Here is a 17,788-nt window from a genome sequence, read left to right as displayed (position 1 = left end):
GGATCAAACCCGCAAGGTGGGTATGCGAGACACTGGATGGCACGGTGGTAGCCCGCCACAGCGTGTTACCGCAACGAGGAGACGAAGCGAGATGACCGACAGCAGCGACACCCCCGAACAGCACTACCAGCCCGATCAGAGCGGCATGTACGAGCTTGAGTTCCCGGCGCCGCAGCTGTCGTCTTCCGACGGCCGCGGGCCGGTACTCATCCACGCCCTGGAGGGATTCTCCGACGCCGGGCACGCGATCCGGCTCGCCGCCGAACACCTCAAGGAAACCCTCGACACCGAACTCGTGGCGTCTTTTGCCATCGACGAGTTGCTCGACTACCGGTCGCGCCGGCCGCTGATGACCTTCAAGACCGACCATTTCACCAACTACGACGAACCCGAGCTCAATCTGTACGCGCTCCACGACGGGGTGGGCACGCCGTTTCTGTTGCTGGCCGGCCTGGAGCCGGACCTGCGCTGGGAGCGCTTCATCACCGCCGTCCGGCTGCTCGCCGAGCAACTGGGAGTGCGGCAGGTGATCGGTCTGGGCACGATTCCGATGGCGGTGCCGCACACGCGTCCGGTCATGCTGACCGCACATGCCAACAACAAGGAGCTGATCACCGACCACACCCCGTGGGTCGGTGAAATCCAGGTCCCGGCAAGCGTTTCCAATCTGCTCGAGTATCGGATGGCTCAGCACGGCCACGAGGTGGTGGGCTACACCGTGCATGTGCCGCACTACCTGGCGCAGACCGCCTATCCGCCGGCTGCCGAGGCGCTGCTCGCCGAAGTCGCGCGCACCGGTTCGCTACAACTGCCGCTGGAGAAACTGTCCGAGGCCGGCGCCGAGGTGTACAGCAAGATCAACGAGCAGGTGGAGGCCAGCGACGAAGTCGCTCAAGTGGTGACGGGGTTGGAGCGCCAGTACGATGCCTTCGTTGCCGCACAGGAGAATCGGTCTCTGCTGGCGCGTGACGAGGAACTGCCCAGCGGCGACGAGCTCGGAGCGGAGTTCGAACGCTTCCTTGCCCAGCAGGCCGGGGACAAGGACAAAGAGGACAAATACAAGGACGGACGAGACGGCTTCGGCGAGGGATTCCCGAACGGCGACACCCACTCCTAGGAGCCCGATCGCGGCCCGAGAGCAAGGTTGACCATTATGACCGAGCGCAAACCGAATCTGCGTCCCGTTCGCGAGCTCACCCCGACTCTCGAATACCGCACGATCCACGGGTACCGGCGAGCGTTCCGGGTGGCCGGCTCCGGGCCGGCGATCCTGTTGATCCACGGCATCGGTGACAACTCCACCACGTGGCATTCGGTGCAGTCGACGTTGGCGCAGCGATTCACCGTGATCGCACCAGACCTGCTCGGCCACGGCGCCTCGGACAAACCCCGTGCGGACTACTCGGTGGCCGCCTATGCCAACGGCATGCGTGATCTGCTCAGCGTGCTCGACATCGACCGGGTGACCGTCGTCGGCCACTCACTGGGCGGTGGTGTCGCCATGCAGTTCGCCTATCAGTTCCCGCAGTTGGTGGACCGGCTCATCCTGGTGGGTTCCGGCGGGGTGACCAAGGACGTGAATGTGGCCTTGCGGGTTGCCTCGCTGCCGATGGGCAGTGAAGCCCTGGCCCTGCTGCGCCTGCCACTGGTGCTGCCGGCCCTGCAATTGGTGGGCCGCGCCGCGGGATCGGTGCTGGGCTCCACCGGTCTTGGCCGCGACATCCCCGACATGCTGCGCATCCTGGCCGACCTGCCGGAGCCGACGGCCTCCTCGGCCTTCGCGCGGACGCTTCGCGCCGTGGTGGATTGGCGGGGCCAGGTGGTCACCATGCTCGACCGCTGTTACCTGACCGAATCGGTTCCGGTCCAGTTGATCTGGGGTGAGTGCGATTCGGTCATCCCGGTCAGCCATGCCGAGATGGCGCACGCCGCAATGCCCGGTTCTCAGTTGGAGATCTTCAGTGGCTCCGGACATTTTCCGTTCCACGACGACCCCGACCGCTTCGTCGAAGTGGTCGAACGCTTCATCGATTCCACCGAACCCTCGGTCTACGACCAGGATCGGCTACGCCACCTGCTGCGCAGCGGGCTGAGTGAATCGGCGATCAGCGGGCCGTTCGACACTCAGGTCGCGGTACTCGACGCGATGGGCGCAGACGAGCGCAGTGCGACGTGAGACGGTTGCTTGGCGCCCTGACGGCCCACCGGTGACGCCGCCCTGGTTCCTCCTGAGGACCGGCACGGCCACGTAGCATCGGGTCCATGGCCATCGACGTCACCGTGTTGCGCGTGTTCACCGACTCCGAAGGCAAGTACGGCAATCCGCTCGGCGTGATCGACAACAGCACGGTTGCGCCCACCGACCGTCAGCGTATCGCCGCCGAATTGGGTTACAGCGAAACCATATTCGTCGATCTGCCCCGACCTGGCGTGAACACCGCCCAAGCCCACATCTTCACACCGGTCGCCGAAATGCCGTTCGCCGGTCACCCAACCGTGGGCGCCTCCTGGTGGCTGCGCGAACTCGGGCGGCCCGTCAACACCCTGCAGGTGCCCGCCGGAATCGTTCAGGTCGCGTACGACGGGGAGCTGGCCGCGGTCAGTGCGCGTTCGGAGTGGGCACCGGAATTCGCCATCCACGACCTGACCTCCACCGACGAGTTGTTCGCCGCCGAGCCCGGCGATTACGGCGATGACGTCGAGAACTATCTGTGGACCTGGCTGGATCGGGACCGAGGAGTACTGCGGTCACGGATGTTCGCCGCGCACCTCGGTATTGCCGAAGACGAGGCCACCGGTTCGGCGGCGGTCCGCATGACCGACTACCTCAGCCGCGACCTGACGATCGTCCAGGGAAAGGGTTCGGTGATCGAGACGCGGTGGCACCCGGAGGGCTGGGTGCGCGTGGCCGGCCGGGTCGTCAACGACGGCACCACCCGGCTGGGCTGATGCCGGCCGCGTTACGCCTCGGCGCGGTGGGCCCGCAGGGCCTCGATCTCTCGTTCGAAGTCTTCGGCTGAGGAAAACGACCGGTACACCGACGCGAACCGCAAATAGGCGACCTCGTCGAGTTCACGCAACGGCCCCAGGATCGCCAAGCCGACTTCATGGCTGGGAATCTCAGGTGTGCCGAGACCGCGGACAGCATCTTCGACCTTCTGCGCCAACACGTTGAGTGCGTCGTCGTCGACCTGACGGCCCTGGCAGGACCGGCGTACACCGCGGATGACCTTCTCACGGCTGAACGGCTCGGTCACGCCACTGCGCTTGACCACCGCCAGCACCGCCGTCTCGACGGTGGTGAATCGACGGCCGCACTCCGGGCAGGACCGCCGCCGCCGGATCGCCTGGCCCTCGTCCGTCTCGCGGGAATCGACCACGCGCGAGTCAGGATGACGACAGAACGGACAATGCATTACCGCTCCTTCGTCATGCCGCCGGACAATTAGTTCGAGCGCCCTTGAGCGTACCCGCGCCGCCCTCGGCAGGTTCACCGCCGGGTCCAGTGGTGTGTAAGAGATCACGCCGGGGCAGGCCAGTGTGGCTGCCTGCCAGGATGTTTCAGCGGACATCGCACTGCTCAACCAACCGGGGCGAGCAGGGTCTGCCCGGCGTCGAGCGCCGACGATTCGAGTTGGTTGAGATCACGGATCTGCTCGACCACGCGCGAGACCGGAGCGTCCGGGGCGACGCGCCGGGCCACCTGCTGCAGCGTCTCACCCGTTTTGACCTGGACCACCGCGAGTTCGGCCGGCTCCGGCGCCTCGGTGCCCATCACACCGCCGAATTGCGCCACCAGCCCCAGCCAGACCGTGATACCGGCGGCGACCAGCGCCAGCAACACGGTGGTGACCGGCGTGATCGGACGGCTGCGGTGCGAGGCCCGCGACATGAGAACGCCGGTTCCCCGGTAACGGACCGCGCCGCCGGCCGGCCGGGTCGGCGCCTGCCGCTGGACCCGGCGCAGCGGCCGAGGCTCCGCGGCACCGAACTGGGCGCGACCCCGAGACGGTTGCGCCTGGGACGCGCCCCGGGCCACACGGACAGCGCGGGAACGGCTTTCGGCGGGGATATCGATGATCGCCATCTGACTGCCTTTCGGTGGGACGTTCGCTCTTGTGTTCGAATATAGTCGCTCACATGTTCGATGGATAGAACGTGTGATCGAACTGTTGCGAAACGATAGAACGGACCACCGACATGTTTCGGCCGCCAGGCTCCGCAGACGACACGCGTCGAACACATGTTTGATTAATGTTCGAACAAGGACTACATTCGCCCTCATGAGCGACGACCTGAGCAGGGACGGCAGCACCGACACCCCGGCGGGATCCGAGGGGGCGAGTGCACGCCGCGCCGCTGACAGCGGCCTCACCGAACGGCAACGGACCATCCTCGACGTCATCCGCGCATCGGTGACCAGTCGGGGCTATCCGCCCAGCATCCGCGAGATCGGAGATGCGGTAGGGCTCACCTCGACATCCTCGGTCGCCCATCAATTGCGCACCCTGGAACGCAAGGGCTACCTGCGCCGCGACCCGAACCGTCCGCGTGCGGTCGACGTCCGCGCCGCCGACGATCCGGCGGCAACCCCGCTCGTCTCCACGGATGTGGCCGGCACGGATGCGCTACCCGAACCGACCTTTGTCCCGGTGCTCGGGCGCATCGCCGCGGGCGGCCCCATCCTGGCCGAGCAGGCGGTCGAAGACGTCTTCCCGCTCCCCCGCGAACTCGTCGGCGAGGGCTCGCTGTTCCTGCTGAAGGTCGTCGGCGACTCGATGGTGGACGCGGCCATCTGCGACGGCGACTGGGTGGTCGTGCGCCAGCAGAGTGTGGCCGACAACGGTGACATCGTGGCCGCGATGATCGACGGTGAAGCCACCGTCAAGACGTTCAAGCGGACTCGTGGTCAGGTGTGGCTCATGCCGCACAATCCGGCGTACGACCCGATCCCGGGTAACGACGCGGCCGTGCTCGGCAAGGTCGTCACCGTGATCCGCAAGATCTGAGCTCAGTCCGCTCGCACGAATCCGTTCGTGCGAGCGAACTCCTCACTGGCGAACCAGATCTCGGCCACCGCGTCGTCGTACTCACTGCTGTCGGGTGACCAGTACTGGCCAGACTTGGTATCCGCCTTGATCGGGTAGCCCTCGGGTGCCCGGTTGGGGTCGTCCAACGGCAGGTGGATCGCCGTGACGGCCGGTACCTCGTCGAGTTCGATGGCGGCGTGACGCCCACTGTGGGCCTCGCCGCTGTAGGCCTCGGCATGGGTGATCACCCGGGTCGGCGCGGTATCCACATTGTCTTGATCGCCGGACAGCCCGAGATCCGCGGGAACCGCGAGACCTACCGGTGCACGCAGACCGTCGATCGGGCCGGCGAATGCACCGGTGTCCACCAGATCCTCGTCGTCGAGTTCGGCCTCTACATCGTCCTCGGCGTCACCTTCGGCGACCTCCTCGAACTCGGCGTCGATGGGCGCGTTCTCGTCATCGAGGTCCTCGCCGTGGAAGTCCTCGTCATCGAAATCGTCGTCGTCGAAGTCCTCGTCCTCGAAGTCGTCGTCGAAATCGTCGACGTCGCGGTAGTCGTCAAAGCCCGGCTCCGGGCCGGCCAGTTGCGAGGAATCCTCCGGCGGTTCCTCCTCGTCATCCGGTGGGCCGTATCCCGACGACGACTCCGGTGCAGCCCATTGGCTGACCGGCATCTGGCTGACCGGCATCGCGATATCGGTCGGACCATCGTAGGGAGACGCCGCGGTACTAGTCGATTCATCGACCGGCCCGGTGAATCTCGCCGTCGCAGCCTCACCGCCATAGGCGTCGCTGCGATCGTCGCGGTAGTCGTCGTCGTCGTATCCACGCGAGTCATAGCGCCGGGCGCCGTAACGGTCCTCGTCGTACGGTCCTCCGCCGTGGCCGTCGTCGTACTCGTCTTCGAACGGATCGTGGTCGAATTCGTCGTCGCCACCGGCCCGTCGCCGATGCCACAGCGCCGCCCCGACGATCAGCGCGGCCAGCAGCAGAACCGGAACCACGGCGATCAGCCACCACCAGCTCCAATGCCAGCTGAACGGCTTGTCCGAATCCGCGGCCGCCGCCGGCGGAGCCCCGGCCGGCTGTTCGAGGCCGGGCACCTGCAGCCCGCTCAATTCGGCGGCAAGATTCGAGGGTTCGGTGGTGAACTTGTTGGTGGCGCGATCCCAGGAGATGGCTCCGCCGCTGAATCGCTGGGTGACGACGGTGCCGTCCTCGGTTTGGTCGGCCATCGGGGCACCGAGCTCGCCCGTGGCTCCGCCGAGCTTGTCCCACGCCGCCTTCATCGCGCCCCGGACGATCACCGCACCGTAGTCGGGGGTCCAGAAGATCACCGGGTTGTCGGCTGCGGCGAAGGTACTGATCCGGCTGTTCGGCCCCAGGCCGCCTTCGGCCTCGCTTGCGGTCGGGAAGCCCAGATCGCCCTCCGGGCCGCCGACGCTCTCGTACTTCTCCAGAAGCTGACCGGTGATGGCGTTGGCCCCGGTGGCGGGGCTGTAGAAGATCTTGCCCCCGGCGAAGTTCTGACCGACGCCACCGTCGCCGATCGGGTATTGGTCACCGTCCTTGGCGCCCAGCGGTCCCATCGCACCACCGGCGGCCCGGCGCGCCATCGCGATCGCCGAGGCCGGATCCGCGGGCACGTCCAGACCACCGAGTTGATCCGCCAGCTCGGGCGGCACCGTGGTGAAGGCCTTGGTCTTGCGGTTCCAGGAGATCTCCCCGCCGGTGAACTTCTGCGCGTTGACATCGCCGTCGAAAGACTCGTCCTCGGCAGGAACGCCGAGGACCCCGGCCGAGCCGCCGAGCTTGTCCCACGCGGCGTTGATGGCACCGCGCACCACGTGGGCGCCGGTGGCCGGAGTCCAGAAGATCACCGGGTTGTCAGGTGCGCTGAATGTCGAGTTGCGGCTGTCCGCAGCCCGCCCGGGGCCCTCGTCGATGGTGGGGAATCCCAGGTCGCTGTCGGCCGCGCCGCCCAGCGATTCGTATTTCTCCAGGATCGCGCCCTGCATGAAGTGGGCGCCGGTCGCCGGGGTGAAGAACATCTTGCCCCCGGAGAAGTTCTGCGCGAAGCCCGAACCCGCCGCAACCACGTCGCCCTGCCGTGGCCCGAGCGGGCCGCCGTCGCCACCGGTGGCCTCCCAGGCGGCGGTGATCGCGGCGTCGGCATCCGACTCCGGGGTGGCCGACGCCACCGCGGGCACCATCAAACCAGCGACTATGAATGCGAGCAGGCTGACCGCCAGCCGCCATACGGCCGCGTTCAGCCTCGCTCCCGGCCTAGTCATGCGCCCTCCCCGCTCGTTCGGCAAAGTTTCCTTGGAAATGTCCCGCCCGACAACTCTGCTTCAGCACGTGACGATAACCAAGGGACGTGGCCGAGCTCAGGCAAAAAAGCCGCAATATCTGGGTCAAATACCCCGAAATCGAGCGTTTTGGGGCCTTGCGCGGGGCTGACCGTCGATTTTCACACCCCCAGGCTGCGTCCGATGATCTCCTTCATGATCTCGGTGGTGCCGCCATAAATCGTCTGCACCCGCGCATCGAGGTAAGCCCGGGCCACCGGGTATTCACGCATGTAGCCGTAACCACCGTGCAGCTGGAGGCAGCGGTCGATGAGGTCGACCTGCTTCTCGGTGGAGTACCACTTGGCCATCGCGGCCTGCTCCACGGTGAGCTTCTCATCGAGATGCAGCCGGATGAATTCGTCGACCATCATCCGGACCACGGTGGCCTCGGTGGCCAACTCGGCGAGCAGGAACCGGCTGTTCTGGAAGCTGCCGATGGGCTTGCCGAACGCCTTGCGCTCCTTGGTGTACTGCACCGTCTGCTCCAGCACCGACTCCATCGCCGCGGCGGCCATGATCGCGATCGAGATGCGTTCCTGCGGCAGGTTCTGCATCAGGTAGACGAAACCCTGCCCCTCCTCACCGAGCAGGTTCTCCACGGGCACCTTGACGTCGACGAACGACAACTCGGCCGTGTCCTGGGCGTCCAGGCCGATCTTGTCCAGGTGGCGGCCCCGTTCGAAGCCCTCCATACCGCGCTCGACGACGAGCAACGAGAAACCCAGCGCGCCTTTGTCGGGGTCGGTTTGGGCCACGACGATCACCAGGTCGGAGTGGATGCCGTTGGTGATGAACGTCTTCGAGCCGTTGAGCACGTAGTGGTCGCCGTCGCGGACCGCGCGGGTCTTGATGCCTTGCAGGTCGCTGCCGGTACCGGGCTCGGTCATTGCGATCGCCGTGATCAATTCACCCGTGCAGAACTTGGGCAGCCAGCGCTGCTTCTGCTCCTCGTTGGCCAGCCGGAGCAGGTAGGGCGCGACGACGTCGTTGTGCAGACTGAAGCCGATGCCGCTGTAACGCCCGGCCACGGTCTCCTCGCAGACGATCGTGTTGTACCGGAAGTCGGCGTTGCCGCCACCGCCGTACTCCTCGGCTACCGCCATGCCGAGAAAGCCCTGCTTGCCGGCCTCCAGCCAGACCCCACGATCGACGATCTTGTCCTTCTCCCACTGGTCGTGGAACGGCGCGACGTGGCGTTCCAGGAATGCCCGGTACGACTCGCGGAACAGCTCGTGCTCGGGCTCGAACAACGTACGGTCGTACTTCACAACACTGCCCATGGGGTGATACCTCCGGTACCGGTTACGTGGTCGGGGTCAACCTATACCAACCGGATGGTTGGGCTGTCCGGGGAGGGGCAAGACCGCCCGTAAACTCTGGCCATGCCCCAGTCCCCCACGAGCCTTGCGCACTGGGGCGCCTTCACCGCGGACGTCGCCGACGGCGACATCGTCGGGGTCACGCCGATGCCCGGCGACGCGGATCCCTCGCCCCTTCTGGGAAATCTGTCGGGCTCGATCCGACACCGCTCGCGCATAGCCGGGCCGGCGGTGCGACGCGGGTGGCTGCGCGACGGTCCGGGGCCCAGCACCGAACGGGGCGCCGACGAATACGTCGCACTGTCCTGGGACGAGCTGACCGAGTTGCTGGCCGACGAACTGCGCCGCGTCGTGGACACCTACGGCAACGAGGCGATCTACGGCGGTTCGTACGGCTGGGCCAGTGCCGGCCGGTTCCACCACGCCCAGAGCCAGGTGCATCGCTTTCTGAAGATGCTCGGCGGCTATACGTCCTCACGCCACTCCTACAGCTTGGGCGCCACCGAGGTGATCATGCCGCGGGTGGTCGGCACCCATGACGACCTGTTCAAACGCTCCACGGCCTGGGATGTCATCGCCGAACACACGGATCTGCTGGTGTGTTTCGGCGGCCTGGCCCTGAAGAACACCGGCATCAACCACGGTGGCACCACGGCGCATCCGGCTCGCGATGCGCTGCACCGGTTTCGTGCCCGCGGCGGACAGATCGTGTCGTTGAGCCCGCTGCGCGACGATGTCGACGGCGATTGCCGATGGCTGGCGCCGATTCCGGGCACCGATGTGGCGGTGATGCTCGCGCTGGCCTACGTGTTGGTCACCGAGGGCTTGGCCGACCTCGATTTCCTGGACACGTACTGCACCGGCTATCCGCGGTTCGAGCGCTATGTGCTGGGCCGCGACGATGGCATCGCCAAGACCCCGCAATGGGCATCGGCGCTCAGCGGTCTGCCGGCCGAACAGCTGAGGTCGCTGGCCCGGCAGATGGCCGCCTCGCGCACCCTGGTCACGGTCAGCTGGTCGCTGCAACGGGTGCGCCACGGCGAGCAGGCGCCCTGGATGGGCCTGACCCTGGCCGCGATGCTCGGCCAGATCGGCCTGCCCGGAGGCGGTTTCGGGCACGGCTACGGATCGATGAACGAGCCGGGGCTCGCGCCGCTGCGGTGCCGCCTGCCGGTCCTGCCGCAGGGGCCCAACCCGGTCCAGACGTTCATCCCGGTCGCAGCGGTCAGCGATATGTTGCTGCACCCGGGTGAGCCGTTCGACTACAACGGCCTGCAGCTGCGGTATCCGGACATCAAGTGCGTGTACTGGGCCGGCGGCAACCCGTTCCACCATCACCAGAACATCCCGAGGCTGCGCCGCGCCCTGTCGCGGGTGGACACCATCGTGGTGCACGACCCGTACTGGACGGCGATGGCCAAACACGCCGACATCGTGGTGCCCTCGACCACTGCCTACGAGCGCGAGGACTATTCGGGTTCGCGCAACGACCCACTGCTGGTGGCCATGCGGGCGCTGGCCCAACCGTATGCCGATTCCCGCGACGACTACACCACGTTCTCGGCCCTGGCCGAGCGACTCGGCTTCGGAGAGCGGTTCACCGAGGGCCGCACCGCCCGCGAGTGGCTGGTGCACATGTATGAGAAATGGGCCGCCAGTCTGGATTTCGACGTCCCTGCCTTCGAGGAGTTCTGGACCACCGGACAGGTGCGGCTGCCCACCGAACCCGGATTGACCCTGCTCGCCGATTTCCGCGCCGACCCGGTCGGGCACCGGCTCGGTACGCCGAGCGGGCGCATCCAGATCTTCTCGGCCGACATCGACGGTTTCGGTTATCCCGACTGCGTCGGCCACCCCCGGTGGTACGAACCGACGGAATGGTTGGGCGGCTCGCGGGCCGCTCACTATCCCCTGCATCTGCTGGCCAATCAACCCGCCAGCCGCTTACACGGCCAACTCGACGGCGGTGCCACCAGCCAGTCGTCGAAAGTGCAAGGCCGCGAACCGATCCGCATCCACCCCGACGACGCATCGGCGCGCGAGCTCTCCGATGGCGACGTGGTGCGGGTGTTCAACGATCGCGGGGCGTGCCTGGCCGGAGTGGTGATCGACGACCGGCTGCGCCCGGCTGTCGTGCAACTGTCCACCGGGGCGTGGTTCGACCCGGCCGATCCGGCCGACCCCGACGCGATGTGTGTGCACGGCAACCCCAACGTGCTCACCGAGGACATCGGCACGTCTGCGCTGGCGCGCGGCTGCACGGGCGCGCATGTCCTGGTGCAGATCGAGAAGTTCGACGAATCCCTGCCCCCGATCCGGGCTCATGACCCGCCGGTCATCATCGTGCGATAACTCGCTGCACGGCAACCACTTTCGCTGTTTCACGGTGAATTTTTGGGTGCCGGTGCAAAGATCCCTTCAGCGCTGACGGTGTCGTCAGCAGAAGGAGACCCGGGCTCGATGCGATTCTCACCCCGTTCAGCTGCCAGGACCCTGCTGGTCGGCGCCGTGGCCCTGTCCGGAACCGTAGCCATCGGCCTGACGCCGGTGGGAACAGCCGCACTGGGCTTGGTCGTCGCGACGACACCGCTGGTCGTGCCGGGGACCGGAACCCCGAACCCGCAGGACTCCACCAATTACCTGGCCAACGCGGTGGACTACTACGTCCAACCGAGCGGGAGCTGTGGCGTCGAGGGCTGTGCCGCTGCGGTACCGATCCCTTACATCGCCCAGTTCTGGCCGTTTCCGTTCGAAGGCTGGGGAGGGCTTGAGGGCGCCAAGTGGAACGTCTCGGTCGCCAGTGGGGTCACCCGGCTGACCAGCGAACTCGTCGGCGACAACAACCCGAGTGCAGCCCATCCGGTGACCGTCTTCGGCTACTCGCAAGGCGCCACGGTGGCCGGCATCGTCAAAGCCAACCTGGCCGACCTGACCGACGAGCAGAAGCAGAATCTGAGCTTCGTGTTGATCGGTAACCCCAACCGGCCCGATGGCGGCCTCTTCGAGCGGTTGGCGATCCTGGGCACCGTCCCCATCCTCGATGCGACGTTCGGCCAACCGACGCCGACCGACACGGGTATCGAGACCCACGACATCGCTCTTCAATACGACGGCGTCGCCGACGCGCCGTCGTGGGTGCTCAATCCACTGGCCTTGGCGAACGCGCTGGCCGGTTTCGAGTACGTGCACGGCACCTACCTGGATCCCCGCGGCGACGACCCGGAAACGGCAACCCCCTACGGCTATACCCCCGAACAGGTACAGGCCGCGATCGCGAACGCCGAGGCGGACTGCACCGCCGCGACCCATTGTCAGAAAGTCGACGGCAGCGACACGTACTACATCACGCTGCCGGCCAAGACACTGCCGATCATGCAACCGTTGCTGGACCTCGGTGCAGCGACCGGCACGTCAGCCGTGGTGATCCCGCTCGTCGACCTGGTCTCACCGCTGGCGCAGACGCTGATCGAAACGGGTTACACCCGAACCGATTACAGCAAGCCGACGCCGTTTCAACTGCTGCCCAAGGTCAATCCTGTCAAGCTGGTCGGTGACCTCGTCAACGACATCCCCGAAGGGGTCAAGGCGGCGCTGAACCCGGGCCTGGACCCGCTGCCCGGATGGACCGACCCGACCCAGTCCGGCGATTCCGCCGGCACCGCCCGGTTGCCGGAGCGCCAGGACGTGACGATCGCCTCGGTGCAGGACGACTCCCTCACGCCGGCACCGGAACGCCAGCGCCCGCGGCTGACCTCGACCATCGAGCCGAAAGACGGTTCGGCCGAGCCGCAACGCCCGTCGCTACCGAAGACGTCGGGCCTCAAGGCCCATCCGGTCCGCGACTTCGCCAGGTCGATCGGCACGAACGTCCGCAAGGCGTTGGGGCAGGACACCGGTACGGGCACCGCGAAGGACACGTCGAAGGACACTTCAAAGGTCTCCGCGAAGGACACCAGCACGAAACACCAGAAGAAAAAGGAGTCCAAGTCTGCCGCGTGATCGGCAGGAGACCCTACGCGCTGGAGAACGTGGTGAACTCGCGCAGGCTGGCCGCCAGCGCCAGGGGTACTCGCGCCTTGATCCGGGTGCCGTCGGCGGTGTGCTCGGTGGCGTCCACCCGGCCGTCGGCGTGTATCCGCGCGACCAGATCGCCCCGGTCGTAGGGGATCGTCACATCGACCGTGGCGTCGGTGGGGGCGATCATCTCGCTCATCTTGGCGCGCAACCGGTCCAGGCCCTCACCGGTCTGGGCGGAGACGAACACCGCATCCGGCAGCGCACGCCGCAGTGCGGCCAACCCGACATCGGTGGCCGCGTCGATCTTGTTGACCACCAACAACTCTGGTGGCGGCGCGATGCCGTACTCGGCGACCACCTCGTTGACCACCTCACGGACCGCATTGATCTGGGCCAGCGGTTGGCTGTCGGAGCCGTCCACCACGTGGACCAGCAGGTCGGCGTCGACCACCTCTTCGAGGGTGGAGCGGAACGCCTCAACCAGCTGGGTGGGCAGGTGCCGCACGAAACCGACCGTGTCGGTCAGGACGAACGGCCGCCCGTCGTCGAATTCCCCACGGCGAGTGGTGGGTTCGAGGGTGGCGAACAGTGCGTTCTCCACCAGGACCCCGGCCCCGGTCAGCGCGTTGAGCAGGCTCGACTTGCCGGCATTGGTGTAGCCGACGATGGCGATCGACGCGGCATCCGAGGACAGCCGCCGGCTGCGCTGGGTGTCGCGGATCTTCTTCATGTCACGGATCTCGCGGCGCAGCTTGGCCATCCGCTCACGAATACGGCGACGGTCGGTTTCGATCTTGGTCTCGCCGGGGCCGCGGGTGCCCACACCTCCGCCGGCCCCACCGGCACGGCCACCGGCCTGACGTGACATCGATTCACCCCAGCCGCGCAGCCGGGGCAGCATGTACTCCATCTGGGCCAGCGACACCTGCGCCTTGCCCTCCCGGCTGGTTGCATGCTGGGCGAAGATGTCCAGGATCAGCGCGGTGCGGTCGATGACCTTGACCTTGACCACTTTCTCCAGCGAGTTGAGCTGCGCGGGCGAGAGTTCACCGTCACAGATGACGGTGTCGGCGCCGGTGGCCAGCACGATCTCCCGCAGTTCGGCCGCCTTGCCCGAGCCGATGTAGGTGGACGGGTCCGGCTTGTCACGGCGTTGGATGAGCCCTTCGAGCACTTCCGAGCCCGCCGTCTCGGCCAGGGCCGCGAGCTCGGCCAAGCTGGCATCGGCATCGGCCGCGCTGCCTTCGGTCCACACCCCGACCAGAACCACCCGTTCCAGCCTCAGCTGCCGGTATTCGACCTCGGTGACGTCGGTGAGTTCGGTGGACAGGCCGGCCACGCGGCGCAGTGAGGCGCGGTCTTCCAGCGCCAGCTCACCGGTGCTGGGGGTGACGGGATGTTCTGGATGAGTCATATGTACATACAGGTTGTCACGTGGATTGCGCCGCGCGCATCCCATTTAGCTGTGAACAGCGTTCCACCACGGCTCGGCCAGCTCCCCTCGGGCCACCAGCACCGACGGACCCCGCAGGTAGCTGGTGGACTCGGTGATCGTGACGGTGACCTCCCCGCCGGGGATCCGCACCCGCAGCGTCCCGGTATCGGCGCCGTCATGGGCGAGCGCCGCCAGCGTGGCCGCGACGGTGCCCGTGCCGCAGGAGCGGGTTTCACCGACCCCACGCTCGTGCACCCGCATCGACACCGTCCCGTCGACCGGAGCGGTCAGGATCTCCACGTTGACCCCGTCGGGAAACAGCTGCGCGTCGAAGGACACCGGTGCCGCGACATCGAGGGCAGCCAGCTCGGATTCACCGAGCCCGACGCAGGCGAGATGAGGATTGCCCACGTCCACGGCGACACCGCTGAAGCTGCGGCCGCCGACCACCGCCGTCCCCGTGCCGAACCGGTTGGCCTTGCCCATTTCGACGGTGACGTCCGCCGTCGTGGCGTCGGCGCTGTGCAGCACCACCGGACGTGGCCCGGCCAGCGAGCCGACCACGAACTCGTCGGCCGATTCCAGCCCCGCGGCGCGCAGGTAGTGCGCGAACACGCGGACGCCGTTGCCGCACATCTGCGCGAGGGACCCGTCGGCGTTGCGGTAGTCCATGTACCAGTCCCCGGCCGCGACACCGTCGGGCAACCGGTCGAACACCCCGGCGGCCTGTGCGGCGCCGGCGGTGGTCACCCGCAGCACGCCGTCGGCGCCGAGCCCGCGACGGCGGTCGCACAACGCGGCCACTGCGGAGGGCGTCAGCGACAGCGCGGCGTCGAGGTCGGGCAACACCACGAAGTCGTTCTGCGTGCCATGCCCTTTGACGAAGGCAACCCCGGAGATCACCTGATCAGGATACGTGCCGCCACACCCGCAGCACGTCGTCCACCAGGTCGGGCGCCGCGCCGTCCAGCCACACCACCCGATGGTCGCGGCGGAACCAGGACCGCTGCCTGCGGACATAGCGCCGGGTGCCGATGAATGTGGGTTCGCGCGCTGCGGCGCCATCTCCCCCGGCGTCCAGGTCGGCGAGCACCTGCGCATAGCCCAGCGCCCGGGCCGCGGTGACCCCGTCGCGAAGCCCCCGCCCGATCAGCGTGCGTACCTCGTCCACCAGTCCGTCGTCGAACATCAGATCGGTGCGACGTTGCAGACGGTCATCGAGAACGGCGGTCTCCCAATCCAATCCGATGATGGCGGTGTCCCAGCGCGGTGTGCCGATGCTCGGCGCGCTGGCTGCGAACGGTTGACCGGTGAGCTCCACGACCTCCAGCGCCCGCACGATCCGCCGACCGTCGCTGGGCAGGATCGACGCCCCGGCAGCCGGGTCCACCCGGCTCAACTCGGCGTGCAAGGCCGCGACGCCCACCTCGGCCAGCCGGGCTTCCCAGCGGGCTCGCACCGTGGGATCTGTGGCCGGGAACATCCAGTCGTCGAGCAGAGATTGGATGTAGAGCATGGACCCGCCGACGATCAGCGGCACCGCGCCTCGGGCCGCGATGGCCTCCACATCGGCCGCAGCGTCCTGCTGATAGCGGGCCACCGTGGCGGTTTCGGTGACCTCCAGGACATCGAGCTGATGATGCGGGATGCCGCGGCGCTCGGCGACGGGCAGCTTCGCGGTGCCGATGTCCATGCCGCGGTAGAGCTGCATCGCGTCGGCGTTCACGATCTCTCCACCGAGCTGCTCGGCCACCGCCAGCGCCAACGCCGATTTCCCGGTGCCGGTCGGCCCGATGATCGCGATCGGCCGGATCATGGCAACCATTCGCCGACGAAGTAGCCGACGCCGTACGGCGCGCCGCGGTAGAGCTCGCGGGCCGAGCCGGGCTCGGGTCCGGTCATCCCGGCCAGCACCTGGTAGGCCACGCGGCCGAGCACGGCCTCGGGCAACTCGACCAGCGCCGCGAGGTCTGCCGTGGCCAACGCGTCGTCGAGGTCCTGCTGGGTGGCCACGGACTCGGGTACGTGGCCACCGGGCGCCGAGGCGGTCAGGGTGTGCAGGCCGTCGGCGACGACGAGCACGCCGACGGGATCCGGGGTGCCGTCGATCCGGGCCCGCAGCGCGCGACCGTGGGCCAACGCCGCGCTGACCGGGTGGGACGCGGCATAGACGTGGACCTCGGCCGACGCCTCGGGGGCGGCCTGCCCGCGAATCCATCCGACCATCAGCGCGCACAGCGGCAATTCGGCCGCCTCGCCCGCGGGACCTGGCCCCAGGGCCACCGGCACGTCGACGCCGTAACCGGCGAAGGTGCCGGTGCGATCGGGTCCGTACACCGCGTCGTCGGCGCCGACGCCGACCGCCAGCCAGCGCGGCGGTAACGCGCCTGCCGCGGCGATGACCGCGTCGCGTAACCCGGCCACCTCGGCAGCAGCTGCGCCTACCAGTTCGGGCACCAGCACCGGTGTGGCGGGGACGATCGCGATGGCGCTCAGCACGCCACCAAACTAGTGCGCCGCGGACAACGCTTGGTCGTCGGCGGCTTCACCGCGGGCCAGCGCCACCGTGGCCACCGCCATCGCGGCGACCGCGACGATCAGGAAAAGCCAACCGAGGTCGCCGGGCCGCATGGATTCGCCGAGCACCACGATGCCCAGCACCGAGGCCACGACCGGTTCGGTGACGGTCATCGTGGGCAGCGACGCGGTGAGCGCCCCGGCGTGGAATGACGACTGTTGCACCGCGGTGCCGGCCACGGCGATCGCGGCCCACACATACAGCTCCGGGGAAGCCAGCAGTGGCCAGAACCCGGCGCCGAGCCGGTCGACGACCCCTTTGGTGAGGACGGCGAACACACCCCACAACGTGCCCGACACCACGGCCAGCAGCATCGCGCCGCCGGGCCCGCGCCAGCGCCGCGCGCCCGCCAGGCACAGGATCAGGGCGGGCACGAGCACGGCGGTCACCAAGGCCCAGGCCTCCAGCGGTGCCCGGGCATGGCCCGCCGTGGGATTGCCGATGGTGACGATGACTGCGACGGCACCGGCCAGCAGCGCGGCCCACAGCCACTCCCACCGGGTGAGCCGCCGGTGCGTCAGCCACGCGTTGAGCGGCAAGGCGAACAGCAGCGAGGTGACCAGCAGCGCCTGGACCAGCAGGACCGATCCCAACCCGAGCGCGGCCGCCTGCAGGCCGAAACCGGCCGCTGCCACCAGGCTGCCCAGCCACCACCGACGGTCGCGCAGCAGGCGGGCGAACAGGCCCACCGAACCGACCGGTTCCTCGGTGACCCGCTGCGCGGAATGCTGGTGGATGACGTCGCCGACGGCGATGAAAAGCGCGGCACCGAGGGCCAGCAGGACCGCCAGATCCGCTCGATCCATCGCCGCCTCCGTCGCCGTCGTTCGAGTTTGTCGGGGCATTGAGCCTAAAGCCATGGGCACGGCACAGGACGACCTGCTTGAATAGCGGTCAAAGCGACAGCATCGGGCGCCGCGTCGCGCGGCAGATGCGCGGGCCGACCGCGCGGAGTACGAGGAGCGGATATGACAACCAGTGAGCCAGGCGCAGGCACCTCTCAGCCCACCCCCCGGCCCACGCCGACGCCGACGCCGAGGCCAGGACCACCG

15 protein-coding genes are annotated in these 17,788 nt (G+C 67.8%); 6 read left to right on the top strand and 9 right to left on the bottom strand.

The window, feature by feature from the left end; genetic code table 11:
• The first annotated feature begins 91 nt into the window (after nt 1-91).
• The 3 genes from A5733_RS15550 (at nt 92) to A5733_RS15540 (ending at nt 2,949) form a co-directional block, all read left to right on the top strand.
• Nucleotides 92-1,117: a proteasome assembly chaperone family protein gene (locus A5733_RS15550; protein WP_067765930.1), complete on the top strand. Its 1,026-nt coding sequence runs from the start codon at nt 92-94 to the stop codon at nt 1,115-1,117.
• Nucleotides 1,118-1,153: 36 nt separating this feature from the next.
• Complete coding sequence (locus A5733_RS15545; protein ID WP_076240754.1) at nt 1,154-2,176, top strand: alpha/beta fold hydrolase; 1,023 nt, start codon at nt 1,154-1,156, stop codon at nt 2,174-2,176.
• 86 nt (nt 2,177-2,262) lie between these two features.
• The gene (locus tag A5733_RS15540) at nt 2,263-2,949 is read left to right on the top strand and encodes a PhzF family phenazine biosynthesis protein (RefSeq protein WP_076240753.1); all 687 of its coding nucleotides are present in this window, start codon (nt 2,263-2,265) and stop codon (nt 2,947-2,949) included.
• 11 nt (nt 2,950-2,960) lie between these two features.
• Here the strand turns inward: A5733_RS15540 and nrdR are convergent, their stop codons facing one another.
• Nucleotides 2,961-3,416 carry a transcriptional regulator NrdR gene (gene nrdR / locus A5733_RS15535; protein WP_019348288.1) on the bottom strand — a complete coding sequence of 152 codons (456 nt, stop codon included), beginning with the start codon at nt 3,414-3,416 and terminating at the stop codon, nt 2,961-2,963.
• Between the two features lie 164 nt (nt 3,417-3,580).
• The gene (locus A5733_RS26840; protein ID WP_082957571.1) at nt 3,581-4,087 is read right to left on the bottom strand and encodes a LysM peptidoglycan-binding domain-containing protein; all 507 of its coding nucleotides are present in this window, start codon (nt 4,085-4,087) and stop codon (nt 3,581-3,583) included.
• A gap of 196 nt (nt 4,088-4,283) precedes the next feature.
• Between A5733_RS26840 and lexA the strand changes: the two genes are divergently transcribed.
• The gene (gene lexA / locus A5733_RS15525; protein WP_076240752.1) at nt 4,284-5,009 is read left to right on the top strand and encodes a transcriptional repressor LexA; all 726 of its coding nucleotides are present in this window, start codon (nt 4,284-4,286) and stop codon (nt 5,007-5,009) included.
• Nucleotides 5,010-5,011: 2 nt separating this feature from the next.
• Here lexA and A5733_RS15520 read toward each other — a convergent pair whose 3' ends face one another.
• Together A5733_RS15520 and A5733_RS15515 are read right to left on the bottom strand one after the other, a co-directional pair.
• A complete protein-coding gene (locus A5733_RS15520) occupies nt 5,012-7,327 on the bottom strand; it encodes an LGFP repeat-containing protein (RefSeq protein WP_076240751.1) in 2,316 nt (771 codons plus the stop codon).
• Between the two features lie 179 nt (nt 7,328-7,506).
• Nucleotides 7,507-8,667 (bottom strand): acyl-CoA dehydrogenase family protein, encoded by a 1,161-nt coding sequence (locus A5733_RS15515; protein ID WP_076240750.1) that lies wholly within the window; start codon nt 8,665-8,667, stop codon nt 7,507-7,509.
• Between the two features lie 102 nt (nt 8,668-8,769).
• Here A5733_RS15515 and A5733_RS15510 point away from each other — a divergent pair, with 102 nt between their 5' ends.
• Nucleotides 8,770-11,058, top strand: coding sequence for a molybdopterin guanine dinucleotide-containing S/N-oxide reductase (locus A5733_RS15510; RefSeq protein ID WP_076240749.1), 2,289 nt, complete (start codon nt 8,770-8,772; stop codon nt 11,056-11,058).
• 108 nt (nt 11,059-11,166) lie between these two features.
• A complete protein-coding gene (locus tag A5733_RS15505) occupies nt 11,167-12,705 on the top strand; it encodes a PE-PPE domain-containing protein (protein ID WP_076240748.1) in 1,539 nt (512 codons plus the stop codon).
• Nucleotides 12,706-12,718: 13 nt separating this feature from the next.
• Here the strand turns inward: A5733_RS15505 and hflX are convergent, their stop codons facing one another.
• Genes hflX through A5733_RS15480 form a run of 5 tightly spaced genes read right to left on the bottom strand, consistent with a single transcriptional unit; the run spans nt 12,719 to nt 17,542 of the window.
• The gene (hflX, locus tag A5733_RS15500; RefSeq protein ID WP_076240747.1) at nt 12,719-14,137 is read right to left on the bottom strand and encodes a GTPase HflX; all 1,419 of its coding nucleotides are present in this window, start codon (nt 14,135-14,137) and stop codon (nt 12,719-12,721) included.
• Nucleotides 14,138-14,182: 45 nt separating this feature from the next.
• Nucleotides 14,183-15,058, bottom strand: coding sequence for a diaminopimelate epimerase (dapF, locus tag A5733_RS15495; protein WP_076240785.1), 876 nt, complete (start codon nt 15,056-15,058; stop codon nt 14,183-14,185).
• Between the two features lie 7 nt (nt 15,059-15,065).
• The gene (miaA, locus tag A5733_RS15490) at nt 15,066-15,971 is read right to left on the bottom strand and encodes a tRNA (adenosine(37)-N6)-dimethylallyltransferase MiaA (protein WP_198938833.1); all 906 of its coding nucleotides are present in this window, start codon (nt 15,969-15,971) and stop codon (nt 15,066-15,068) included.
• On the bottom strand, nt 15,971-16,657 hold the full coding sequence (locus A5733_RS15485) for a hypothetical protein (RefSeq protein WP_076240745.1): 687 nt from the start codon (nt 16,655-16,657) through the stop codon (nt 15,971-15,973). Before A5733_RS15485 ends, miaA begins: the two co-directional genes overlap by 1 nt.
• Nucleotides 16,658-16,666: 9 nt before the next feature.
• Entirely contained in the window at nt 16,667-17,542 is an 876-nt protein-coding gene (locus tag A5733_RS15480; protein WP_076240744.1) for a DMT family transporter, read from the bottom strand.
• Nucleotides 17,543-17,788: the final 246 nt, after the last annotated feature.

Origin of the sequence: Mycobacterium sp. NS-7484 (assembly GCF_001953975.1) — a bacterium.
Lineage (GTDB): Bacteria > Actinomycetota > Actinomycetes > Mycobacteriales > Mycobacteriaceae > Mycobacterium.
The sequence above is the reverse complement of the archived record's forward strand: the minus strand, read 5'-3'. Positions and strand labels throughout refer to the sequence as shown.

What these genes read in the sequence shown, in the direction of transcription:
- A5733_RS15505 (WP_076240748.1), top strand. Translation starts at nt 11,167, where the DNA reads ATGCGATTCTCACCCCGTTCAGCTGCCAGGACCCTGCTGGTCGGCGCC.
- hflX (WP_076240747.1), bottom strand. Translation starts at nt 14,137, where the DNA reads ATGACTCATCCAGAACATCCCGTCACCCCCAGCACCGGTGAGCTGGCG.
- A5733_RS15540 (WP_076240753.1), top strand. Translation starts at nt 2,263, where the DNA reads ATGGCCATCGACGTCACCGTGTTGCGCGTGTTCACCGACTCCGAAGGC.
- A5733_RS15515 (WP_076240750.1), bottom strand. Translation starts at nt 8,667, where the DNA reads ATGGGCAGTGTTGTGAAGTACGACCGTACGTTGTTCGAGCCCGAGCAC.
- A5733_RS15550 (WP_067765930.1), top strand. Translation starts at nt 92, where the DNA reads ATGACCGACAGCAGCGACACCCCCGAACAGCACTACCAGCCCGATCAG.
- A5733_RS15520 (WP_076240751.1), bottom strand. Translation starts at nt 7,327, where the DNA reads ATGACTAGGCCGGGAGCGAGGCTGAACGCGGCCGTATGGCGGCTGGCG.
- A5733_RS15510 (WP_076240749.1), top strand. Translation starts at nt 8,770, where the DNA reads ATGCCCCAGTCCCCCACGAGCCTTGCGCACTGGGGCGCCTTCACCGCG.
- A5733_RS15545 (WP_076240754.1), top strand. Translation starts at nt 1,154, where the DNA reads ATGACCGAGCGCAAACCGAATCTGCGTCCCGTTCGCGAGCTCACCCCG.
- A5733_RS15480 (WP_076240744.1), bottom strand. Translation starts at nt 17,542, where the DNA reads ATGGATCGAGCGGATCTGGCGGTCCTGCTGGCCCTCGGTGCCGCGCTT.
- lexA (WP_076240752.1), top strand. Translation starts at nt 4,284, where the DNA reads ATGAGCGACGACCTGAGCAGGGACGGCAGCACCGACACCCCGGCGGGA.
- A5733_RS26840 (WP_082957571.1), bottom strand. Translation starts at nt 4,087, where the DNA reads ATGGCGATCATCGATATCCCCGCCGAAAGCCGTTCCCGCGCTGTCCGT.
- nrdR (WP_019348288.1), bottom strand. Translation starts at nt 3,416, where the DNA reads ATGCATTGTCCGTTCTGTCGTCATCCTGACTCGCGCGTGGTCGATTCC.